The organism is Escherichia sp. WS547, from assembly GCF_046486065.1.
Classification (GTDB): Bacteria; Pseudomonadota; Gammaproteobacteria; order Enterobacterales; family Enterobacteriaceae; genus Escherichia; species Escherichia coli.
Genome location: NZ_JBJQMA010000019.1, coordinates 65,618 through 86,303 on the forward strand (window position 1 = coordinate 65,618; position 20,686 = coordinate 86,303).

The 20,686-nt window shown below is 47.8% G+C and carries 18 protein-coding genes and 1 pseudogene; 8 read left to right on the plus strand and 11 right to left on the minus strand.

Annotation, left to right across the window (positions count from 1 at the left end):
- The first annotated feature begins 107 nt into the window (after window positions 1-107).
- A complete protein-coding gene (gene ycjG, locus ACJHWK_RS16840; RefSeq protein ID WP_001366252.1) occupies window positions 108-1,073 on the plus strand; it encodes an L-Ala-D/L-Glu epimerase in 966 nt (321 codons plus the stop codon).
- On the opposite strand, the gene mpaA is transcribed toward ycjG, so the two are convergent.
- The 3 genes from mpaA to ACJHWK_RS16855 all read right to left on the minus strand — a co-directional run bounded on the left by mpaA (window position 1,048) and on the right by ACJHWK_RS16855 (window position 3,696).
- On the minus strand, window positions 1,048-1,776 hold the full coding sequence (mpaA, locus tag ACJHWK_RS16845; protein WP_000219121.1) for a murein tripeptide amidase MpaA: 729 nt from the start codon (window positions 1,774-1,776) through the stop codon (window positions 1,048-1,050). The genes ycjG and mpaA overlap by 26 nt on opposite strands.
- Before the next feature lie 290 nt (window positions 1,777-2,066).
- On the minus strand, window positions 2,067-2,705 hold the full coding sequence (locus ACJHWK_RS16850) for an SDR family oxidoreductase (protein ID WP_001523154.1): 639 nt from the start codon (window positions 2,703-2,705) through the stop codon (window positions 2,067-2,069).
- A gap of 70 nt (window positions 2,706-2,775) precedes the next feature.
- The gene (locus ACJHWK_RS16855) at window positions 2,776-3,696 is read right to left on the minus strand and encodes an alpha/beta hydrolase (protein WP_001523155.1); all 921 of its coding nucleotides are present in this window, start codon (window positions 3,694-3,696) and stop codon (window positions 2,776-2,778) included.
- A 137-nt stretch (window positions 3,697-3,833) separates the two neighbouring features.
- Between ACJHWK_RS16855 and pgrR the strand changes: the two genes are divergently transcribed.
- A complete protein-coding gene (gene pgrR, locus ACJHWK_RS16860) occupies window positions 3,834-4,733 on the plus strand; it encodes a DNA-binding transcriptional regulator PgrR (protein ID WP_000817700.1) in 900 nt (299 codons plus the stop codon).
- A 336-nt stretch (window positions 4,734-5,069) separates the two neighbouring features.
- Window positions 5,070-6,683 carry a murein tripeptide ABC transporter substrate-binding protein MppA gene (gene mppA / locus ACJHWK_RS16865; RefSeq protein WP_000683027.1) on the plus strand — a complete coding sequence of 538 codons (1,614 nt, stop codon included), beginning with the start codon at window positions 5,070-5,072 and terminating at the stop codon, window positions 6,681-6,683.
- 50 nt (window positions 6,684-6,733) lie between these two features.
- On the opposite strand, the gene ynaI is transcribed toward mppA, so the two are convergent.
- Window positions 6,734-7,765, minus strand: coding sequence for a low conductance mechanosensitive channel YnaI (gene ynaI / locus ACJHWK_RS16870; RefSeq protein ID WP_000559903.1), 1,032 nt, complete (start codon window positions 7,763-7,765; stop codon window positions 6,734-6,736).
- 243 nt (window positions 7,766-8,008) lie between these two features.
- On the opposite strand from ynaI, the gene ACJHWK_RS16875 reads away from it, so the two are divergent.
- Window positions 8,009-8,266, plus strand: a complete 258-nt coding sequence (locus tag ACJHWK_RS16875) for a DUF2534 family protein (RefSeq protein WP_000605090.1) — start codon at window positions 8,009-8,011, stop codon at window positions 8,264-8,266.
- 49 nt (window positions 8,267-8,315) lie between these two features.
- Here ACJHWK_RS16875 and uspE read toward each other — a convergent pair whose 3' ends face one another.
- From uspE to abgA, 6 genes are all read right to left on the minus strand, one after another.
- Window positions 8,316-9,266 carry a universal stress protein UspE gene (gene uspE, locus ACJHWK_RS16880; RefSeq protein ID WP_001262123.1) on the minus strand — a complete coding sequence of 317 codons (951 nt, stop codon included), beginning with the start codon at window positions 9,264-9,266 and terminating at the stop codon, window positions 8,316-8,318.
- Window positions 9,267-9,417: 151 nt separating this feature from the next.
- A complete protein-coding gene (gene fnr, locus ACJHWK_RS16885) occupies window positions 9,418-10,170 on the minus strand; it encodes a fumarate/nitrate reduction transcriptional regulator Fnr (protein ID WP_000611911.1) in 753 nt (250 codons plus the stop codon).
- Window positions 10,171-10,364: 194 nt separating this feature from the next.
- Window positions 10,365-10,880: a methylated-DNA--[protein]-cysteine S-methyltransferase gene (gene ogt, locus ACJHWK_RS16890; protein WP_000945046.1), complete on the minus strand. Its 516-nt coding sequence runs from the start codon at window positions 10,878-10,880 to the stop codon at window positions 10,365-10,367.
- 10 nt (window positions 10,881-10,890) lie between these two features.
- Window positions 10,891-12,417 carry a p-aminobenzoyl-glutamate transporter gene (gene abgT, locus ACJHWK_RS16895; protein ID WP_170886125.1) on the minus strand — a complete coding sequence of 509 codons (1,527 nt, stop codon included), beginning with the start codon at window positions 12,415-12,417 and terminating at the stop codon, window positions 10,891-10,893.
- Window positions 12,418-12,453: 36 nt separating this feature from the next.
- The gene (gene abgB / locus ACJHWK_RS16900; RefSeq protein WP_001523161.1) at window positions 12,454-13,899 is read right to left on the minus strand and encodes a p-aminobenzoyl-glutamate hydrolase subunit AbgB; all 1,446 of its coding nucleotides are present in this window, start codon (window positions 13,897-13,899) and stop codon (window positions 12,454-12,456) included.
- A complete protein-coding gene (abgA, locus tag ACJHWK_RS16905) occupies window positions 13,899-15,209 on the minus strand; it encodes a p-aminobenzoyl-glutamate hydrolase subunit AbgA (RefSeq protein ID WP_001523163.1) in 1,311 nt (436 codons plus the stop codon). The genes abgB and abgA overlap by 1 nt, the downstream gene beginning before the upstream one ends.
- A gap of 175 nt (window positions 15,210-15,384) precedes the next feature.
- Between abgA and ACJHWK_RS16910 the strand changes: the two genes are divergently transcribed.
- Window positions 15,385-16,293, plus strand: coding sequence for a LysR family transcriptional regulator (locus ACJHWK_RS16910; RefSeq protein ID WP_000885457.1), 909 nt, complete (start codon window positions 15,385-15,387; stop codon window positions 16,291-16,293).
- A 172-nt stretch (window positions 16,294-16,465) separates the two neighbouring features.
- On the opposite strand, the gene ACJHWK_RS16915 is transcribed toward ACJHWK_RS16910, so the two are convergent.
- Window positions 16,466-17,281: an AraC family transcriptional regulator gene (locus ACJHWK_RS16915; RefSeq protein WP_000156573.1), complete on the minus strand. Its 816-nt coding sequence runs from the start codon at window positions 17,279-17,281 to the stop codon at window positions 16,466-16,468.
- 96 nt (window positions 17,282-17,377) lie between these two features.
- Here ACJHWK_RS16915 and ACJHWK_RS16920 point away from each other — a divergent pair, with 96 nt between their 5' ends.
- The 3 genes and pseudogenes from ACJHWK_RS16920 to smrA all read left to right on the plus strand — a co-directional run bounded on the left by ACJHWK_RS16920 (window position 17,378) and on the right by smrA (window position 20,675).
- Window positions 17,378-18,406, plus strand: coding sequence for an HlyD family secretion protein (locus tag ACJHWK_RS16920; protein WP_001523164.1), 1,029 nt, complete (start codon window positions 17,378-17,380; stop codon window positions 18,404-18,406).
- A pseudogene (locus ACJHWK_RS16925) lies at window positions 18,403-19,858 on the plus strand (DHA2 family efflux MFS transporter permease subunit). Before ACJHWK_RS16920 ends, ACJHWK_RS16925 begins: the two are co-directional and overlap by 4 nt.
- Window positions 19,859-20,111: 253 nt before the next feature.
- Window positions 20,112-20,675 carry a DNA endonuclease SmrA gene (gene smrA, locus ACJHWK_RS16930; RefSeq protein ID WP_001046832.1) on the plus strand — a complete coding sequence of 188 codons (564 nt, stop codon included), beginning with the start codon at window positions 20,112-20,114 and terminating at the stop codon, window positions 20,673-20,675.
- Window positions 20,676-20,686: the final 11 nt, after the last annotated feature.

A 20,686-nucleotide genomic window follows, 5' to 3' on the forward strand; every position in this document is an offset into this window, starting at 1 on the left:
CTGTTTACATATAGTTAACGTCACACCTAGTTTATGCTAACTGTCAATAACACAGCAAACGCTATTTGCGCTTAATCCGCAGACCACCGCGACAACAAGGAGTAAAGATGAGAACCGTTAAGGTATTCGAGGAAGCCTGGCCCTTACATACCCCGTTTGTGATTGCTCGGGGAAGTCGCAGTGAAGCGCGCGTGGTGGTGGTTGAACTGGAAGAAGAAGGTATTAAAGGCACCGGCGAATGCACGCCGTATCCGCGTTATGGAGAAAGTGATGCCTCGGTAATGGCGCAAATTATGAGCGTCGTACCGCAATTAGAGAAAGGGCTGACACGGGAGGAGTTGCAAAAAATTCTCCCTGCCGGCGCAGCACGTAATGCGCTGGATTGTGCATTGTGGGATCTCGCGGCGCGAAAACAGCAGGAATCGCTGGCTGATTTGATCGGCATAACGCTTCCCGGGACAGTTATCACTGCACAGACGGTAGTCATCGGTACGCCTGATCAGATGGCCAATAGTGCATCAACACTCTGGCAGGCTGGCGCGAAATTACTGAAAGTGAAGCTGGATAACCATCTTATCAGTGAGCGGATGGTGGCAATTCGCACCGCTGTGCCCGATGCGACGCTGATCGTTGATGCAAATGAATCCTGGCGTGCAGAAGGGTTGGCGGCGCGTTGCCAGCTATTGGCGGATTTAGGCGTTGCAATGCTTGAACAACCGCTTCCTGCGCAGGACGATGCGGCGTTGGAGAATTTTATTCATCCGTTACCGATTTGTGCAGATGAAAGTTGTCATACTCGTAGCAATCTGAAGGCGCTGAAAGGGCGCTATGAGATGGTTAACATTAAGCTCGATAAAACCGGCGGTCTGACGGAAGCGCTGGCGCTGGCGACTGAAGCGCGTGCACAGGGTTTCAGTCTGATGCTGGGCTGCATGTTGTGTACCTCTCGTGCCATTAGCGCCGCTTTACCGCTGGTGCCGCAGGTCAGTTTCGCCGATCTTGACGGACCGACCTGGCTGGCGGTAGATGTGGAACCGGCGCTTCAGTTCACAACGGGCGAATTGCATCTTTAGGATGCCAGCGCAGCAAGTTTGCCATCGCAAAGAGATATTTTTCGCTGGCTTCGTCGGAGGAGATGGGTGGAAACTCTGCGGTGATGCAATGCAGGTTGAGATCCGCACACCAACTGCCGAAAGAGCCAGGCGTTTCATAACCGACGCTGGTTACCAGAGGCAATTCAAACGCCTGGGCCAGCCATTCACCTAATTCGCTGTGTCTGGGATCTTCAATACAGGCCAGCGGATCGTGGAATGAGACCACCCAGGCGGGTTGAATGCGGTGTATAAGCTGGCACAGCGCCTGGGTTTCAGGTTCAGAGCCAGGTTTGTCACCTGTCAGCAATACGACATCACGTTCTTCAGCGGCGCTGTTCCAGCGATAAACGGTTTCACCTTCCTTCCAATTCGCCGCCGGAAAGTTTCTGTTTAAATCCACACCATTAGCATTGGCCCGTAACCCCAACTGGCAGCCGTCAGGATTCACACACAGCACCACATGATGACGGCGCAAAGAAGGTGTCAACGTCCGCAGAGCACAGGAGAGCGTGACGACCGAAGAGTTTTCATCACCGTGAGTGCCAGCCAGAATCAAACCACTTTCGCGGCTGGCTGCAGGGGCAGGAAACCAGATTAACGGCGCGCCCAATAATGAACGTCCGTAATGTTCTGTTCCGGGCGGAAATGCGCCGCGTTCGGCGCGTGGGCGGGTTACGGTCATGATCGTCTCTGGTTCAGGAAGTATTACAGGCAGTGTTGTGCAAATTTTGCGGATTATCAAATCCTTTTCTTCAACGCTATGTCATCGATCTTGTATCACTTTTTTGCCGGAAGTTGTTTGCATTTTCATTGATGTGCAGATATTAGAATTGTCGTAATGTTATATACATGGCGTATTTTATTCTTACTGGTTCTACACATGTTAATCGCATCTGATTGATCAGTTCACCTTAATAAGTTTAATAAATCGTACTGCACATAGTACAGTACGAAGGTAGCTATATAATTGATTTACATGAAGAATGGCTTATCGCCATCAGTCCCGGGCTGATTGATGCCTATATTCTCACCAATGTGTTTCTCAGGTTTATCGATGATATCTGTAATTAATGCTGCGACACTCTTACGTGATACGATCGTACCTTTGAATGGTTCATTGCGTGAGGTAAGCTCATAATCAATAATATCTTCATCGGTCAGCCAGGCAGGGCGAAGAATTGTATATTCCAGTCCAGAAGCCTCAATTGCATCCGCAGCCCTGCGGAATGGTTTTAGGGGCTCACAAATAACTGCATTATTCCATTCGCCAAATTTTCCTGGAACTTCATCATAAATACCGAGGGAAAGAACAAAGATCAGACGTTTAACATCACAGGCTTTCATCGCAGCGATCACTGAATTTGCCTGAATATCTAAATCTTCCCCCGTAAGGTTGGCATACACAACATCCTGTCCCTGCATGGCCTGCTTCAGTGCTGCATGATTCAGTACATCCCCCATAATAATCTTGCTATTAGTTGGATAGGGTTTGTGGATTTTTGCTGGCTGACGGGCAAATAAAGTTTGTTTAATGGTTTGTTTATCTGCCAGTTGATTAATCACATGGCGGGCTATCTGACCGCCAGCACCAAGAATCAGTACATTTTTCATGAAACTTTTCCCAGATTATTGGCAGCAATATGCCAGGCCATATCACTATTACGGATTTGAATATGTTTCATTACAGAGTTTCCTCAAAGAACGGCGCTAATACTGAAATTGCTTCAGCCACATAGACTTTGCCGTCATAAAGATCCATATGGTTTGCGCCTTCAACAATGTGATAGCGTTTATCCTGGCTTGATGCTCGATCGTACAGGTCGTCACTCATCCATTTGCTCCCTGCCTGGCTGCCCGCCACAATCTGTATCGGCTGAGTCAGGTACACTTCCGCCATATGGTAAGCATCATAGGTAATAATCTGGTTAAGGCTGCGCAAAGTAGCGTAACCCGGTGCTGTTGGATACTGCGCGCGAGGGGTGTGGTAATACTCCCAGGCCTGACGCAGTTCTTCGTTCGGCGCATCGGACTCCTTCATTGGTGCCAGTGGCATGGTGGCGTATTCTCCGCTGCTAATATCGCTGGTTCGGGCGTTTGAACCCGCGTCAACGTATGGTAGGGCATCAATAGATTTCACATTGTTTTCCCAACCATTACGGAACATCGAACCAATATTGACCGCACTAACAGTACCGATGGCCTTGATGCGGCGATCCTGAATTGCAGCATTGGCTGTATATCCTGCACCGGCACAAATTCCCATCGCACCAATTCGGCTATTGTCGACATAAGAAAGCGTTGTCAGATAATCAATCACGGCACTGACGTCTTCAGTACGAATGTATGGGTTTTCTAACTGACGCGGCTCGCCGCCGCTTTCACCTTGATAAGATGCGTCATAAGCAATAGTGACAAATCCCTTTTCCGCCAGTTTTTCGGCATAGGTTCCAGCCGTTTGCTCTTTAACGCCCCCACCTGGGTGAGATACCACAATTGCCGGATACTGACGGGTTTCATCAAATTTTGGAGGGAAATAGATCACTGCAGACAAAGAGATGGTTGGATTATTGCTGTTAGTGAAGCTGACTTTATTATTCATCATTCCGTTCCTCATGGAGTTGTCGGTTCGTTTTAACGGTTGGTGATATCACTATAGATATTGATCATTAAGTTGATTAGACCCAAAATCATGATTAGACCTATCATTTAAATGATTAATAGATTGTATGGAGATACTGAATGAAGCGTGAAGAAATCGCTGATCTGATGGCGTTTGTCGTCGTTGCAGAGGAGCGTAGCTTCACTCGCGCAGCAGCCCGCCTGAGCATGGCGCAGTCAGCTTTAAGCCAGATAGTGCGCCGTATAGAAGAACGATTGGGATTGCGGCTTCTGACACGAACCACGCGCAGCGTTGTACCCACTGAAGCGGGCGAGCATCTTTTGTCTGTTCTTGGCCCTATGTTGCATGACATAGATTCTGCCCTGACATCCCTGAGCGATCTGCAGAACCGCCCATCCGGGACAATACGTATTACTACTGTAGAACATGCAGCAAAAACGATATTGTTACCAGCTATGCGCACATTCCTGAAATCGCATCCTGAAATTGATATCCAGCTTACCATTGATTATGGTTTGACCGATGTCGTTTCTGAACGTTTTGATGCAGGCGTCCGTCTGGGTGGGGAGATGGATAAAGATATGATCGCCATTCGAATCGGGCCAGATATACCAATGGCTATTGTTGGCTCACCGGATTATTTTTCTCGTCGAAGTGCTCCAACGTCAGTGTCACAATTAATAGATCATCAGGCAATTAATTTGTATCTTCCCACATCGGGTACAGCAAATCGCTGGAGATTAATACGCGGTGGACGTGAAGTTCGTGTTCGCATGGAAGGTCAGCTTTTACTGAATACGATAGACCTGATCATTGATGCTGCAATTGATGGGCATGGATTGGCGTATCTACCTTATGATCAGGTTGAGCGGGCTATTAAAGAAAAAAAACTGATACGTGTTTTGGATAAATTCACACCAGATTTACCCGGTTATCACCTGTACTATCCACACCGTCGACATGCTGGCTCGGCATTCTCATTATTTATAGATAGGCTGAAGTATAAAGGTGCTGTTTAGCACTACTTGCTGATACATTAATTTAATTCTTCTCTTAACGTATTCTCAGTTCCTTTCAACGTTTTGGTCATTTTTTATTCTTCGTACAATGGCGACAGATGCTGATTATGATACCGAAAACGGGTTTGAACGTGCGAAGCCCGAACGTAGTGTTCGGAGTTCTATGTGCTTTACCGCATTTTGGAGACTATTATTTACACTAAATCTGATTTGATATATTGATACTTAAAACATTTGATGCTTCCTTTGTCACTTTTTTGATGGAAGTTGTTTGCATTTCTTTAAGGCGAAACAAATAATTACGCATCAATTTTAATGTCGGTTAGAGGGAAACTTATGAAGCACTCTGTTTCAGTCACGTGTTGTGCGCTGTTGGTCAGCAGCATTTCTCTTTCGTATGCTGCTGAAGTTCCGAGCGGCACAGTACTGGCAGAGAAGCAGGAGCTGGTGCGCCACATTAAAGATGAGCCAGCGTCTCTGGATCCCGCTAAAGCCGTGGGCCTGCCGGAGATTCAGGTCATTCGCGATCTGTTTGAAGGACTGGTGAATCAGAACGAGAAAGGGGAGATTGTCCCCGGCGTTGCGACTCAGTGGAAAAGTAATGACAACCGTATTTGGACTTTTACCCTGCGCGATAACGCAAAATGGGCGGATGGCACACCGGTAACGGCGCAAGATTTTGTCTACAGCTGGCAACGTCTGGTGGACCCAAAAACATTGTCGCCATTTGCATGGTTTGCCGCGCTGGCGGGAATCAACAACGCACAGGCGATTATTGATGGTAAAGCCACGCCTGACCAGCTTGGCGTCACCGCAGTTGATGCCCATACTTTGAAAATCCAGCTTGATAAACCGTTGCCGTGGTTTGTGAATTTAACCGCTAACTTTGCCTTCTTCCCGGTGCAAAAAGCCAACGTAGAAAGTAGTAAAGAGTGGACGAAACCCGGAAAACTGATCGGTAATGGCGCTTATGTTCTTAAAGAGCGCGTAGTCAATGAAAAACTGGTCGTGGTACCGAATACCCATTATTGGGATAACGCCAAAACGGTGCTGCAAAAAGTGACCTTCCTGCCAATTAATCAGGAATCCGCAGCCACTAAGCGTTATCTCGCGGGGGATATTGATATCACCGAATCCTTCCCGAAAAATATGTATCAGAAGCTGTTGAAGGATATTCCGGGGCAGGTTTATACGCCGCCGCAGCTCGGGACCTATTATTATGCGTTTAACACGCAAAAAGGGCCGACGGCCGATCAGCGTGTTCGCCTGGCATTAAGTATGACGATAGATCGCCGCCTGATGACCGAAAAAGTGTTGGGGACGGGGGAAAAGCCAGCGTGGCATTTTACACCAGATGTTACTGCCGGTTTTACGCCGGAGCCTTCGCCGTTTGAACAAATGAGTCAGGAAGAACTGAATGCGCAGGCAAAAACTTTGTTGAGCGCAGCTGGTTATGGTCCGCAAAAACCGCTGAAGCTGACGCTTTTGTATAACACTTCAGAAAACCATCAAAAAATTGCGATTGCTGTAGCATCGATGTGGAAAAAGAACCTTGGCGTAGATGTTAAATTGCAGAATCAGGAATGGAAAACCTATATCGATAGCCGTAACACCGGCAATTTTGATGTTATCCGCGCCTCATGGGTAGGGGATTATAATGAACCCTCCACTTTCCTTACGTTGTTAACGTCAACGCATTCAGGGAATATTTCACGCTTTAACAATCCGGCATACGACAAAGTACTGGCCCAGGCATCAACGGAAAATACCGTTAAAGCGCGTAATGCCGATTACAATGCGGCAGAAAAAATCCTCATGGAGCAAGCACCGATTGCACCAATTTATCAATATACCAATGGACGATTAATCAAGCCGTGGCTGAAAGGTTATCCCATTAATAACCCGGAAGATGTGGCGTACAGTCGGACTATGTATATTGTGAAGCATTGATGTGATGGGAATTGGCGTTACCCTTGTGGATAACGCCAGTGATGTCTGATTTAGCGACCCTGGTCCGGCGGTGTAATGTTATCCATATACAGCGTCTGGCTGGGGAAGGCAAAGTCCGCGCCGTGTGACTGTACAATATCGATAATCTTCAAATAAACGTCTTGCTGTGCAGCAAGCCATTCAGCCCATACCGTGGTTTTGGTAAAGCAATAAACCATAATATTCAATGAGGAGTCAGCAAACTGGTTGAAATAAACCAGTAAGGTTTGTCGCTGGTCAATGGCCGGGTGATTTTTCAGCATCTCACGTACGGCTTCGACAATAACGCCCACTTTTGCCGCATCCTCATAACGTAAACCAATGGTCGTGGTAATGCGCCGGTTGGTCATTCGTCCTGGGTTTTCTACGCTGATTGACGAAAACAGCGAGTTCGGTACGTACAACGGACGATTATCAAAAGTCGTAATCTTGGTAATTCGCCAGCCAATTTCCGATACTGTACCTTCGATATTTCTGTCCGGTGAACGGATCCAGTCGCCAATACTAAAAGGACGGTCGAAATAGAGCATAATCCCGGAAAAGAAGTTACTCAGAATATCTTTACCGGCCATACCGACAGCCAGACCACCAATACCACCAAAGGTCAACAAGCCAGAAAGGCTCATGCCGAAATGTTCGCCATAAAGCAGAACAAGCACCACAATAATGGTGATTTTGATGATACGCGACATAATCCGCGCACTGGTGATATCGCGACCTTTTTTAATCTGCTGTTTTTCAAACTGATTTATCAGCAGAAATAGTTTAATCGTCAGAATAACCGCAATCAGGGACGTACAGATAAAATCGATAACGCCTGGGGTGATAAATTTGAGTTTATAGTTTTCTATAACATAATTAATGATGCTACCAACAGCACTGATAATTATGGTGTAGATTAAAAATTGCACCGCATGGAATAAAAATCCTTTTCTTTTACGATTTCCGCGGCGAAACCAAAAGCTCATCAGAATCAATGCTGCGCAGCTACCGAAAATAATGACCAGATTAAGCGCATTATTTGTAAACAGTTCAGCGATCATTGTTTTATCAGGCTCCTCCAGATAATTGTCGTCATGCCGGAAACCCCTGGCGGGGCTATTTTACCGCGACAATTCATTCAGATCATCAATAGTCAGGGAAGGAAGTAGCAACATTAGCTAACTAATCAATGCGTTGATTGTAAATCCAGCTAAGAGGTGAGGTTTTCAGAGCAGACAACGGTAAAATGTCATGGTATTGTTATGTTTAGGTAACAAGAAATTTGTCTGCACAAGGATTACATCATGATTATGGCGAAACTGAAGTCAGCGAAAGGGAAGAAATTTCTCTTTGGTTTGTTGGCGGTTTTCATTATTGCGGCGTCGGTTGTGACTCGCGCGACCATCGGCGGCGTGATAGAACAGTACAATATTCCGCTGTCTGAGTGGACGACATCAATGTATGTGATTCAGTCATCGATGATTTTTGTTTATAGCCTGGTCTTTACTGTGTTACTGGCAATCCCGTTGGGAATTTATTTCCTTGGCGGCGAAGAGCAGTAAGTAAAAAATAGGCCCGTTAACTCGGGCCTTGTCAGTTATTGAAGAGTCGTTAATCGTCTTCTTCGTCATCCAGTTCAACGGGTGTCTGATATTGGTCAGGTTTAATGACCAGCAGGTCGCAGCGAAGATGATCAATCACCTGTTCCGCCGTGTTGCCGAGGAATGCTGCTGAAATACCGGTGCGTCCGACCGTGCCCAGAACCACAATCCCCGCCTGTAAATGCTCCGCCAAATCAGGAATCACCTCTTCTGGCAGACCTTTTTCTACGTGCGTCATGTTTTCATTAATGCCGAATTTCTGCCGCAGGGCTTTCATTGCCAGCAAATGTTGCCCACGAATGGCATCGTTATAAACGCTCGGATCAAATTCCGGCAGTTCAATCGCGATATTAATTGGCGTTACCGGATAAGCGCCAACCAGATGAACTTCGGTATGGTTGACTTGTTCCGCCAGTTCGATCGTCTCTTTGACCAGTTTTTCATTGAGCGCATTATGGTACGGCTCTTCACTGGCGAGATTCACCGCCACCAGCGCCTTACCCCCTTCCGGCCACGGCTGGTCTTTCACCATCCACACCGGGCTTGGGCATTTGCGTAACAGATGCCAGTCCGTTGGCGTAAAAATCACCGCTTCCAGACGGTCATGTTGGTGCGCCATTTTTAGCACCAAATCGTGCCCGCCGCTGATCACTTCCTGAATGATGGCTTCGAAAGGACGGTTATGCCAGACCACTTTAATTTCAATGGGAACGCCAGCATTGAGATAATATTTTGCCTGCTCGTGGATCCAGGCTGTACGCTGGCTGATGACGCCCTGACGCATAGCGGTACGTTCGTCCGGGGAGAGCAGGGTAGTCATTTCGTATGAGAAGTCATAGATCGGCAAAAAGGCTTTAATTTTGCCACCAATCCGTTGATGTAAATAAACAGCTCGCCGCAATGCTGGTTGGTCGTCCTGGTTAGGATCGATAACAACGAGCATGTTCTGATACATAGCCATACAGGGTCTCCTTACAACAACTGTCAACGCAGTTTGTAATTAAAAGATTAACCCATATCTGGTGAATGAAACAGTGATGAACCTTCTGCCAGATCAATAAATCAGAAAAATTTAATGATATGACAGAAGGATAGTGAGTTATGCGGAAAAATCAGGCAACGTTACGCGTATGACCAGCAAGCTGGGCCAGCGCGTCGTTATTTTCGATGGTGATGTATTTACCTTTGACTGCCAGCATACCGCTTTTCTGGAAGCGACCCAGCAGACGGCTGATGGTTTCTACCGTCAGGCCCAGATAGTTACCGATATCGCCACGAGTCATCGTCAGGCGGAATTCACGAGGGGAGAAGCCGCGTTGGGCAAAACGACGGGACAGGTTGTAGATGAATGCTGCCAGACGTTCCTCGGCATTTTTCTTCGACAACAGCAGGATCATGTCCTGATCGCCTTTGATTTCACCGCTCATCAGACGCATCATCTGCTGACGCAGATTCGGCATTTTACCAGACAAATCGTCCAGCGTTTCGAACGGGATTTCACATACCATCGAGGTTTCCAGCGCCTGCGCGAAGCTCGGGTGATGACCGCTGCCGATAGCGTCAAATCCCACCAGGTCGCCTGCTAAATGGAAACCAGTGATTTGCTCGTCGCCTTGCTCAGTGATGGTATAACTTTTAATCGTACCGGAGCGGATGGCATAAAGCGATTTAAGTTCATCTCCAGCCTTAAACAGCGTCTGGCCTTTCTGAATAGGCTTCTTCCGCTCAATGATATTATCAAGCTGATCAAGCTCATGTTCGTTGAGTGTGAACGGGATGCAAAGCTGGCTGATGCTGCAATCCTGGCAATGGATAGCACAACCGCCAGACTGAATGCGCCGTATAATTCGCTTTTCCGGGATCATAGGTCTGCTCAAGCCGTAATTGATATTTGTCAATTTTAACATCTTTTTAGGGAGCAAGTAAGTCTAAGCAAACCTTAACAGCAGAGAATTCCGATATTAGATGTAAATATATGTCTATCTATTTGAAAACCCTTAAGTTGTTAAGGGTAACTTTACATAAAAGTGTGAACAAGCTGGCACAAATTGTTTAATGTTTACAGCAAAAGATAACCTTCGTGGCGTAATAACCACTCTTTTCGCTGAACTCCGCCTGCATATCCGGTCATGGTACCGTTTCTGCCAATGACCCGATGACAAGGCACAACAATGCTGATGGGATTCGATCCGTTAGCCGCACCAACGGCACGCGCCGCGCCAGGGCGACCCAATTGTTCGGCCAGTTGACCGTAATGCATTACCTGCCCGCAGGGGATAGTACGTAGTGTTTTCCAGACTTCGCGCTGAAATGGCGTCCCCCCCGTGGCAGTGGGAAGCGTATCAATAATGCTAAGATTACCGGCAAAATATTCACGAAGCTTGTCGCTTAAACCACCTGGGTTGGTGGCAGAAATGCGTTCATAGCCTTCTTTGCGGTAATGGATGTCCAGCAGCTGCACCATGCGTTCGCTGTACTCTTCCCATTCAACCGCCCGCAGGCGAAATTGCTCATCGCAAATCACCCACAGTGGACCCAGTGGCGTGACAATTTTTTCTTCAAGTAATCTCAGCATCCGTTCTCTCTTAAGACAAACGTGGGTAAATCCCCGGACCTATCGGCAGACCGACAAGATACCACGCCAGCAACATCAGCAGCCATACCACCAAAAAGATAAGTGGATAGGGCAAAACTAACGAATAGTAAGTACCCAGTTTCGCGTCTGGTTTGTAGCGTTGCAGGAATCCAAGAAACAGTGGAACAAAAGGAGATACCGGCGCTAAAGGCAATACGGATGAGTCGGCAATACGAAAGAGGATTTGCGCAAATGCCGGGTGAAAGCCAAGTAGCATAAACATCGGTACGAAAATGGGGGCCAGAATCGACCAGATTGCGGAACCGCTGGCGATAAACATGCATAAGAAAGAGGAAAGCAACGCCATACCGACAAACGCCGGGATGCCGCTAAGCCCTGAACTTTCCAGTATATCGGTCAGCCCCACGGCGATGAATTTCCCCATGTTGCTCCAGTTAAACATGGCGACAAACTGGGCGAGGGGAAAAACCATCACGATAAATCCCGCCATCTCTTTCATCGGTTCAATCATTAATTGCGGTAAATCCGCCTGACGTCGAATTGTGCGGGTAGCGATGCCATAAGCCAGCGAGACCACAAAGAAAAAAAGAATGATCAGTGGCACGATACCTTTAATAAAGGGTGATGGCATCACGGTGTGATTAATCGGATCGCGCAATATCCCGTTTTCCGGGATCACCATCAGCGCAATCGCAGCAATAAAAAGTAGCGATACGACACCTGCTATGCGTAAACCAAAACGCTGACTTTCGGTCAATGTCTGCAGTTTCTCATCGCTGTTTCCCTGCCATTGACCTAACCGTGGCTCGATGATTTTGTCGGTTATCAGGCCGCCAACAATCGTCAGTACGACTACGGAGCTGGCCATAAAATACCAGTTATCAATTACACTGACGTGCATTTGCGGATTGAACGCAGCCGCCGCTTCCGTGCTGATCCCCGACAGCAACACGTCGGTTGTGACAATCAGTAAATTAGCCGTAAAGCCGCAACCTACGCCTGCAATGGCAGCCAGTAAACCTGCAACTGGATGCCTGCCCACCGCCAGAAAAATCAGTGCACCCATCGGTGGCATGATCACTAACGCCGCATCGGAAGAAATGTGGCTGAAAAAAGCAATAAACAGCACCATATAACTGGCGTAGCGGGCATTAACATGCGATGCCATTTTAACCATCAACGCTGGCAGTAAGCCGACGCGCTCCGCCAGACCGGCACCTAAAACCAGCGCCAGGATCGCGCCAAGTGGAGCAAAACCGCTAAAGTTTTTAATAACATTGGGTAAAAACCAGTGTAATCCTTCCACACTGAGCAGGTTTTTCACGACCACCGGCGTACCATCGGTCGGGTTTTTCGCACTGACGCCAAAGGCCGACAAAATTGCCGTCGTAACCATGAGTACGATAATCAAATAGATAAAGAGCAAAAAAGGATGGGGAACCTTGTTACCAATTCTTTCGACCCAGCCATAGAGCTTCCCGGATTGGGAGGACGACGGTATGGATGACATACTCATGGGCATTCCTCGTTTGTTGTGTTTGCGTTGTTGTTGTTATTTTAAAGGTGACGGTGTCACGTTTTTCGGGATAGGGCAGTGATACGGTTGCGTGTCCGTAACTTGCTGATGCTCTTGTTGGCATTCTTGCAATAGCCCTGAATCAATGAAGAGATTAAGTGTGGTTGCTGCCATAGTTTTCGCCGCCAGCAGCATTCCTTTATGAGCAATAGATGTTCGCCCCTGGCTAACCAGTTGCCACGTATGTAGCGGGGTACCGACGGCAAAGCAGGGGCTGAAACACTGGGCAACAGGCAGTTTCCAACTGACGTCGCCGACATCAGTCGATGCCGCAAGCACGTTATCGGTGGCGGCATATGGAGCGACTTCATTCGCCAGTACCGTTTCACGATGACGTAGTGCAAAAGCCTTGCCGTTTTCGCCACCGGTTGCAGCGATATTATTCAGACTGTTTTGCCGATCGTTGGGGGTGAGCGTAGCCTGAATTTGTTTCGCAAAAGCCAGTTCTTCGCAGTTCCATTCCGGGGTACCAAAATGGGATAGGGCTCGGTACATGGCATTTTCTAAGGTGCGATTCGGGAGATAACTGGAACAGGCTTTGTCGAAGCGGCATTCAACCGTGGTTTCGGTCATCAATGCCGCACCTTCGGCGATTTTGGCGACCCGATCATAAATATGCTGCACATCGGTCATTTCGGGGGCGCGGATAAGATAAAGCACTTCTGCCTGCGCCTGGACCACGTTGGGCGAGATCCCGCCGCTATCTGTGATGGCATAGTGTACGCGCGCTTTTTCAATAATATGTTCGTTGAGGAAGTTGGTGCCAGTGGTCATCAACGTTACGGCATCAAGGGCGCTGCGTCCCAAATGAGGGGAATTCGCGGCATGTGCTGCGATCCCTTTAAAGCGCCATGATGCCTGAATGTTTGCCAGCGTGCGGGTATTGAACATACCGGCAAAGGCTTCCGGGTGCCAGGTGAGTGCCGCATCCACATCATCAAATACCCCCTCGCGGACCATGAACGTTTTACCCGAGCCGCCTTCTTCGCCAGGACAACCATAAAAGCGCACCGTGCCGCATTGCCCATATTGTTCCAGCCATTTCTTGACGGCTATTGCTGCGGCAAAGGCGGCGGTTCCCAGCAAATTGTGTCCGCAACCGTGACCATTTTCACCGGGCGTCGCGGATGTAGGTTGCGCGCAACCTGCTTGCTGACTTAAACCTGCCAGGGCGTCATATTCCCCCAGCAGGGCGATAACCGGTTTGCCTTGACCAAACGAAGCAATAAAGGCATTTGGGATATTGCCTACGTTGCGGGTAACGGTGAAGCCTGCAGACTCCAGCGCCGAAGCCAGATGCTCCGCTGACCAGAACTCTTCAAAACGTGTTTCTGGATGATCCCAGATTTGATCGGCAATATCGGTATAACGTTGGCGATCGGCTTCAATCGCATCGTCGATAAAACGATAGATTTCCTGCATCAGATACCTCGCGTCCAGGGAAAATTGAGCGCGGTGCGCGCCAGCGTTTCGACGGCAATAGCGAGAACCTGCTCGTCAAAATCGAATTTTTCGTTGTGATGACCTGCCGCCAGCTGTGTGCCAAACACCATATAGGAGGCTTGCCCTTGATGTTGCTGCACGCGGGCCATCATTAATGTGGCATCTTCGGAACCCGCAGGCGCTTCAACACGTTCAATGGCTTGATTGACCCCCGGGACCTGAGCTGCCTGACTTTGCAACCATGCGACCCATTGCGGCGAAGGAGAACTGGCGGTAGCTGCACCCATCAGACGAGTTTCAACGCCGACACCATACATGGTTGCTGCGCCCTGAATCGCTTGTTGTGCACGTTCAAAAACATATTGATTAATGACGTCGCTGGCCCCGCGTGTTTCCACTTTCAGCAACGCTGAGGCGGGAACAACATTACGACCGCTTCCTGCCTGCATAACGCCCACGTTTACTCTGGAAGCGCCTTCGCTGTGCGGGGCGATTGCATGCAGTGCAAGAGTTGCTTGTGCTGCCGCCAACAAGGCATTGTGACCGTCTTCTGGTTTTGCGCCTGCGTGAGCGGCGGTCCCGGTGAAGTGCGCGTCAAATTTGGTGGTTGCCATAAAATTATCACTGCCGCACACCACGGTGCCCGCAGGTACGCCAGTGCCAATGTGCACGGCAGTAAAATAATCAACATCATCCACTACACCTGCATCGACCATCGCCCGCGCGCCACGCGTACCTTCTTCTGCAGGTTGAAAAATCAGTTTGATGACGCCATGTAGTCCGGACTCGAACTGTTTAAGGGTATGCGCCAGCCCAAGTCCAATGGCGGTATGTCCATCATGACCACAGGCATGCATCATTCCGGCGTTACATGACGCAAAACCGTCGCGGTAGGGGCGATGGCTGACATCCCGTTCTTCACTGAGATCCAGCGCGTCCATATCGACACGGAAAGCCATCACCGGACCGGGGCGACCGGTATCCAGGGTAGCGACGATGCCAGTGAAACCGCCTTCAAAAGCCGCAATCCATTGTTCTAGCGCACCCTGTTGACGAGCGCGCTCGAATTCGCGTTGTAGAGTGAATTCATCAGGTAATCCCATCCGGCTACTTTCATTAACTACTTCGCGGCCCAGCGCCAGTGAATAACCGAGCTGGTGCAATTCTTCCGCAACAAGGGTGGCAGTGCGGAATTCCACCCAGCCAGACTCTGCATAGTGGTGAAAATCACGTCGCCAGTGCGATAATTTTGGGGCAAACGAATTAACAAATTGATTCAAAGACTCCATAACCTTTCCCGTCATCAGTAAAAAGTGTGACCCGGTTCACGTAGCGATAGTTTTTACTTATCACTAACTGATTTTTCACAGTTTTAACCGTTCATAAATTACCCTGACACAATCATCTGCATTAAAGTAGATGCCAGTTTCTTTGGTCTGATAAATAACGGTTATCGGTGGCGTCATGGCTTTTCAGGTAAAAATTCATCAAATTCGGGCTTTTGTTGAAGTGGCTCGTCAGGGCAGCATTCGCGGAGCGAGCCGAATGTTGAATATGTCGCAACCGGCACTGAGTAAATCTATTCAGGAGCTGGAAGAAGGGTTGGCGGCACAACTCTTTTTTCGCCGTAGTAAAGGCGTGACGTTAACTGATGCCGGTGAAAGTTTTTATCAGCACGCCAGTCTTATTCTTGAAGAGCTGCGCGCAGCGCAAGAGGATATTCGCCAACGACAAGGGCAACTGGCAGGGCAAATTAATATCGGCATGGGGGCCAGTATTTCCCGCAGTCTGATGCCAGCTGTCATATCTCGTTTTCATCAGCAGCATCCGCAGGTAAAAGTACGCATTATGGAAGGGCAACTGGTGTCGATGATTAATGAATTGCGCCAGGGAGAACTGGATTTCACCATCAATACCTATTATCAGGGACCCTACGACCACGAATTTACTTTTGAGAAATTACTGGAAAAGCAATTCGCGATCTTTTGCCGCCCGGGACATCCCGCCATTGGTGCCCGTTCGATCAAACAGTTACTGGACTACAGCTGGACAATGCCGACGCCACACGGCAGCTACTACAAACAGTTGAGTGAATTGCTTGACGATCAGGCGCAAACGCCACAGGTCGGTGTAGTCTGCGAGACGTTCTCAGCCTGTATCAGTCTGGTGGCAAAAAGCGATTTTCTCAGCATACTACCTGAAGAAATGGGCTGCGATCCCTTGCACGGACAGGGGCTGGTGATGTTGCCGGTTAGCGAAATTTTACCGAAAGCGACCTATTATTTGATTCAGCGGCGTGATAGTCGCCAGACACCACTGACCGCGTCATTAATCACGCAATTTCGGCGAGAATGCGGCTATCTGCAAAGTTAAAACTGCATAAAAAAATAGAGCCTGTCGACATCCGCCAGACTCTACAGTACACACAGCAGTGCATCCTCGTCTTAAATCCGGCCTGGGGTCCTGGTGGCCGGTGACAGTGTTATAACGGTTTTACCCATCCGTTGCCAATTTTCTTCAGTGACAGATTTCACGAAAATATAAGTTAAATCATTTGTCTTGTGATTGCATAATCATGCATCGTTAATCGACGAGTAAATTTACCGGGCGAGTAGCCCGTTCGACGCTTAAACATATTGCCGAACGATTCAGCTGAGGCATAGCCCAGACGATGGGCAATTTTGGTCAACGAATATCCATCATCAAGAAGCGTCACTGCAGAAATAACGTGCATTTGCTGAACCCAGTGGCGAAATGTTAATCCCGTCTCTTTAACAAATAAGCGCATGAGTGTACGGCTACTGACGTTAATTTTATCCGCTAGATTATCCAGTGTTGGCAGATACCCTTGGTTGTTTAGCAAATTCTCACAAAGCTGCTGTAGCCGCTCATCATTTGGCCAAGGGAGTTCAAGTGACATTTTCACCCCCATTTTTATTTCCTGAAGTATCAGTGTCTCGAGGGCTGAAAAACGTAACTGTTGTTTATCTGTGGTACTTTGCGACGGTGGAAGTTGGTTAATTGCAATTAGTAATTCCCTTAACAGGGGTGAAATACCCGTCATGAAGCAAACTTTTCCCAGCGTTTCACTTTCCGCTTCTGAAACCAGTACGGTTTTTAAAAGTACGTTGCCTGTCGCAACAAACTTATGCGGCATTTGTGGGGGCAGCCAAAGCGCGCTGCTGGCATGCACTAACCAGACGCTTTCTCCAGCCCATACACGAACGACTCCTTCAGCCGGGTAAAGCAACTGGGCATAGAGATGTTTATGCCAGGGAACTGTGCCTCCATTCAGATGTTCCGAATCCAGTCCGATAATGTGATGCCCTGGTGATGCTTTGGGTTGCAGTGTGATTGTCATTTACAGTAGGTATTTTGTCAGAAATCATCAAATAAGCCATGTTAAATTTTAAATATGACGAATGCAAGTTTCCGGATATATACGGTGTAAAGAGTGATGATAATTTCTAAAAAACAGCTTATTGGGGTGGTAGCGATCGGTATTATTTTGGCTGGCGTTGCCTTTTTTATCTGGTGGGTAAGCAAAGGAAGATTTATACAGACGACGGATGATGCTTACATTGGTGGTAATATCACCACGGTGGCAAGTAAAGTTTCTGGTTATATTTCTGCTATAGAGGTGCGCGATAATCAGAGCGTAAAAAAAGGCGATATTATCCTGCGTCTCGATGATCGGGATTATCGTGCAAATGTCGCCAGGCTTGAGGCAAAAATAAAAAGTAGCAAAGCCAATCTCGAAAGCATTCAAGCCACTATTACGATGCAGCAGTCGATAATTCAAAGTGCCAGTGAAACATGGCAGGCAGTAAAACATGAGGAGCAAAAGCGCCTGCGAGATACTGAACGTTATGAAAAACTCGCACAATCAGCGGCAATATCGCAACAAGTTATTGATAACGCAAGGTTTGACTACCAGCAGGTCACAGCAAAGGAGCGCAAAGCCGCGAACGATTTCATGGTGGAGAAGCAACGGCTGGCAGTTTTATCTGCTCAGGAAGAAAACGTACGTGCAAGTATCGAAGAAGTTCAGGCCGCTTTGACTCAGGCACTACTGGATCTGGAATATACCCTTGTTCGTGCGCCGATTGATGGCATTGTCGCAAACCGCAGCGCCCATACAGGCAGTTGGGTGGAAGGCGGCACATCGTTAGTTTCACTAGTACCAGTCAGTGAGTTGTGGGTTGATGCAAATTATAAAGAAAACCAAATAGCGGGAATGAAGCCAGGAATGAAGGCTGAGATCCGTGCTGATATTCTCAAAGGGGAAGTGTTTCACGGTCACATTGAAAGCCTTTCCCCAGCGACAGGAGCCAGTTTCAGCTTGATTCCGATAGAAAATGCCACTGGCAATTTCACCAAAATTGTTCAGCGTGTCCCGGTACGGATTGCATTTGACGACGCAAAGGAATTAAAGCAACTTCTTCGCCCGGGGCTGTCCGTCACCGTCAGTGTTGATGAGAGATGATGTCTATGCGTAAACATATTGCTTTCGCCAGTATGTGTATGGGATTATTTATTGCTCAGCTTGATATTCAAATTGTATCGTCATCCCTAAATGAAATAGGTGGTGGTCTGTCCGCAGGTAAAGACGAAATGGCCTGGCTTCAGACCAGCTATTTAATTGCTGAGATTATTGTTATTCCGCTCTCTGGGTGGCTGTCACGGGTATTTTCCACTCGTTGGCTTTTTACTCTATCCGCGGGAATATTTACTTTAATGAGTATCGCGTGTGGACTTGCATGGAATATTCAGATCATGATTTTGTTTCGTGCTTTACAGGGAGCGGCTGGCGCATCCATGATCCCTTTAGTTTTCACGACGGCGTTTATTTATTACCAGGGTAAAGAGTTGGGGTTGGCTGCTGCGGTAGTCAGTGCGCTGGCCTCACTGTCACCGACGCTAGGGCCAACTCTGGGGGGCTGGATCACTGATAACCTCGACTGGCGATGGCTATTTTATATCAATATATTACCTGGCATATATTTAGTTTTGAGTATTCCTTTTCTGGTTAATTTTGATAAACCTGATCTCTCTTTACTGAAAGTTGCTGATTATCCGAGTATTATCCTGTTGGCCATGACACTGGGATGTCTGGAATATACCCTTGAAGAAGGAGCGCGCTGGGGATGGCTGGATGATAATACTATTTTGCTGACATCAGTTCTGGCATTGGTGAGTTTTATTTTATTTGCTGCGCGTACACTTACAATATCCAATCCGATAATGGATCTTCATGCTTTTAAGGATAAAAATTTCACGCTGGGATGTTTTTTTTCTTTTTCTGGAGGGGTTGGGATATTCTCTACTGTATATTTAATACCTATGTTTTTGGGGCAGGTTCGCGGATTAAATGCCGAAGAGATAGGTTTTGCCGTTTGCACAACAGGTATTTTCCAGTTATTTTCTGTTCCCTTTTACTTCTGGTTAAGTAAAAAAATAAATCTGCGATGGCTGTTGATGGCGGGGCTGGGTGGGTTTGTGTTTTCAATGTATCTTTTTACCCCTATAACCCACGAATGGGGATGGCAGGAGTTACTGTTTCCACAGGCAATTAGAGGGATTTCGCAGCAGTTTGCGATGGCCCCCATCGTAACATTAACGCTGGGGGGAACTCCAAAAGAACGGCTGAAGTTAGCCTCTGGTGTATTTAATTTAACACGTAATCTTGGGGGCGCGATTGGTATTGCCCTGTGTGGCTCTATTCTCAATAATCGAACTAATTTTCATTTTTCGAGAATGGGTGAAAAAATGGTTTCTGTTCCCCATACGGTGAATGACTTCATTTCCAGAAGTGCTTTGTTTTTTAATCGCAGTGGAAGTGACCAGACATCGGAAATACTAGCTTCAACCAAATTATTGAGTCAATTGATGCTGAGGGAGGCGCAAACTATGGCATTTTCGGATACCTTTCTGCTAATCAGTGGTCTGTTATTTATCGCATTTTTGTTGGTTCCTGCTATGAATAAATCATCCTGATCGGAGCCTGTGCTGAATTAAACTCGGGCTAAACTGTTCGATACTGCTAACAGGCTAGTATAAAATGCCCCGCCTGCGCAGATACTCACAGGTATGAAGTAGAGTATTGTTTCAATCTGTGAAGGGAACGATGCAGTAAGTATGAACAATTAACCCGTCTGAATCACGACGTGTGAAGCTGCATAGGAGGTTACATGAACCTTGACGACAAATCGCTGTTTCTTGACGCCATGGAAGATGTCCAGCCGCTGAAACGTGCTACAGATGTCCACTGGCATCCAACGCGTAACCAACGTGCGCCGCAGCGTATCGACACGCTGCAACTTGATAATTTCCTCACCACCGGATTTCTCGACATCATCCCGCTAAGTCAGCCGTTGGAGTTTCGGCGGGAAGGGTTGCAACATGGGGTGCTGGATAAGCTGCGCAGTGGTAAATATCCGCAACAGGCGAGCCTGAATCTTTTGCGCCAGCCGGTGGAAGAGTGCCGCAAAATGGTGTTCAGTTTCATTCAACAAGCCCTGGCGGATGGTTTGCGTAATGTGCTGATTATTCATGGTAAAGGGCGGGAAGATAAATCGCATGCCAATATTGTCCGCAGCTATGTGGCGCGCTGGTTGACCGAATTTGATGATGTCCAGGCATATTGTACCGCGCTACCGCATCATGGCGGCAGCGGGGCGTGTTACGTCGCACTACGTAAAACGGCACAGGCAAAGCAAGAAAACTGGGAGCGCCACGCTAAGCGCAGTCGTTGATCTCGAGACGC

Excerpts from the sequence above, each read along its gene's own strand:
- ycjG (WP_001366252.1), top strand. The coding sequence starts at position 108 with ATGAGAACCGTTAAGGTATTCGAGGAAGCCTGGCCCTTACATACCCCG.
- mpaA (WP_000219121.1), bottom strand. The coding sequence starts at position 1,776 with ATGACCGTAACCCGCCCACGCGCCGAACGCGGCGCATTTCCGCCCGGA.
- ACJHWK_RS16850 (WP_001523154.1), bottom strand. The coding sequence starts at position 2,705 with ATGAAAAATGTACTGATTCTTGGTGCTGGCGGTCAGATAGCCCGCCAT.
- ACJHWK_RS16855 (WP_001523155.1), bottom strand. The coding sequence starts at position 3,696 with ATGATGAATAATAAAGTCAGCTTCACTAACAGCAATAATCCAACCATC.
- pgrR (WP_000817700.1), top strand. The coding sequence starts at position 3,834 with ATGAAGCGTGAAGAAATCGCTGATCTGATGGCGTTTGTCGTCGTTGCA.
- mppA (WP_000683027.1), top strand. The coding sequence starts at position 5,070 with ATGAAGCACTCTGTTTCAGTCACGTGTTGTGCGCTGTTGGTCAGCAGC.
- ynaI (WP_000559903.1), bottom strand. The coding sequence starts at position 7,765 with ATGATCGCTGAACTGTTTACAAATAATGCGCTTAATCTGGTCATTATT.
- ACJHWK_RS16875 (WP_000605090.1), top strand. The coding sequence starts at position 8,009 with ATGATTATGGCGAAACTGAAGTCAGCGAAAGGGAAGAAATTTCTCTTT.
- uspE (WP_001262123.1), bottom strand. The coding sequence starts at position 9,266 with ATGGCTATGTATCAGAACATGCTCGTTGTTATCGATCCTAACCAGGAC.
- fnr (WP_000611911.1), bottom strand. The coding sequence starts at position 10,170 with ATGATCCCGGAAAAGCGAATTATACGGCGCATTCAGTCTGGCGGTTGT.
- ogt (WP_000945046.1), bottom strand. The coding sequence starts at position 10,880 with ATGCTGAGATTACTTGAAGAAAAAATTGTCACGCCACTGGGTCCACTG.
- abgT (WP_170886125.1), bottom strand. The coding sequence starts at position 12,417 with ATGAGTATGTCATCCATACCGTCGTCCTCCCAATCCGGGAAGCTCTAT.
- abgB (WP_001523161.1), bottom strand. The coding sequence starts at position 13,899 with ATGCAGGAAATCTATCGTTTTATCGACGATGCGATTGAAGCCGATCGC.
- abgA (WP_001523163.1), bottom strand. The coding sequence starts at position 15,209 with ATGGAGTCTTTGAATCAATTTGTTAATTCGTTTGCCCCAAAATTATCG.
- ACJHWK_RS16910 (WP_000885457.1), top strand. The coding sequence starts at position 15,385 with ATGGCTTTTCAGGTAAAAATTCATCAAATTCGGGCTTTTGTTGAAGTG.
- ACJHWK_RS16915 (WP_000156573.1), bottom strand. The coding sequence starts at position 17,281 with ATGACAATCACACTGCAACCCAAAGCATCACCAGGGCATCACATTATC.
- ACJHWK_RS16920 (WP_001523164.1), top strand. The coding sequence starts at position 17,378 with ATGATAATTTCTAAAAAACAGCTTATTGGGGTGGTAGCGATCGGTATT.
- smrA (WP_001046832.1), top strand. The coding sequence starts at position 20,112 with ATGAACCTTGACGACAAATCGCTGTTTCTTGACGCCATGGAAGATGTC.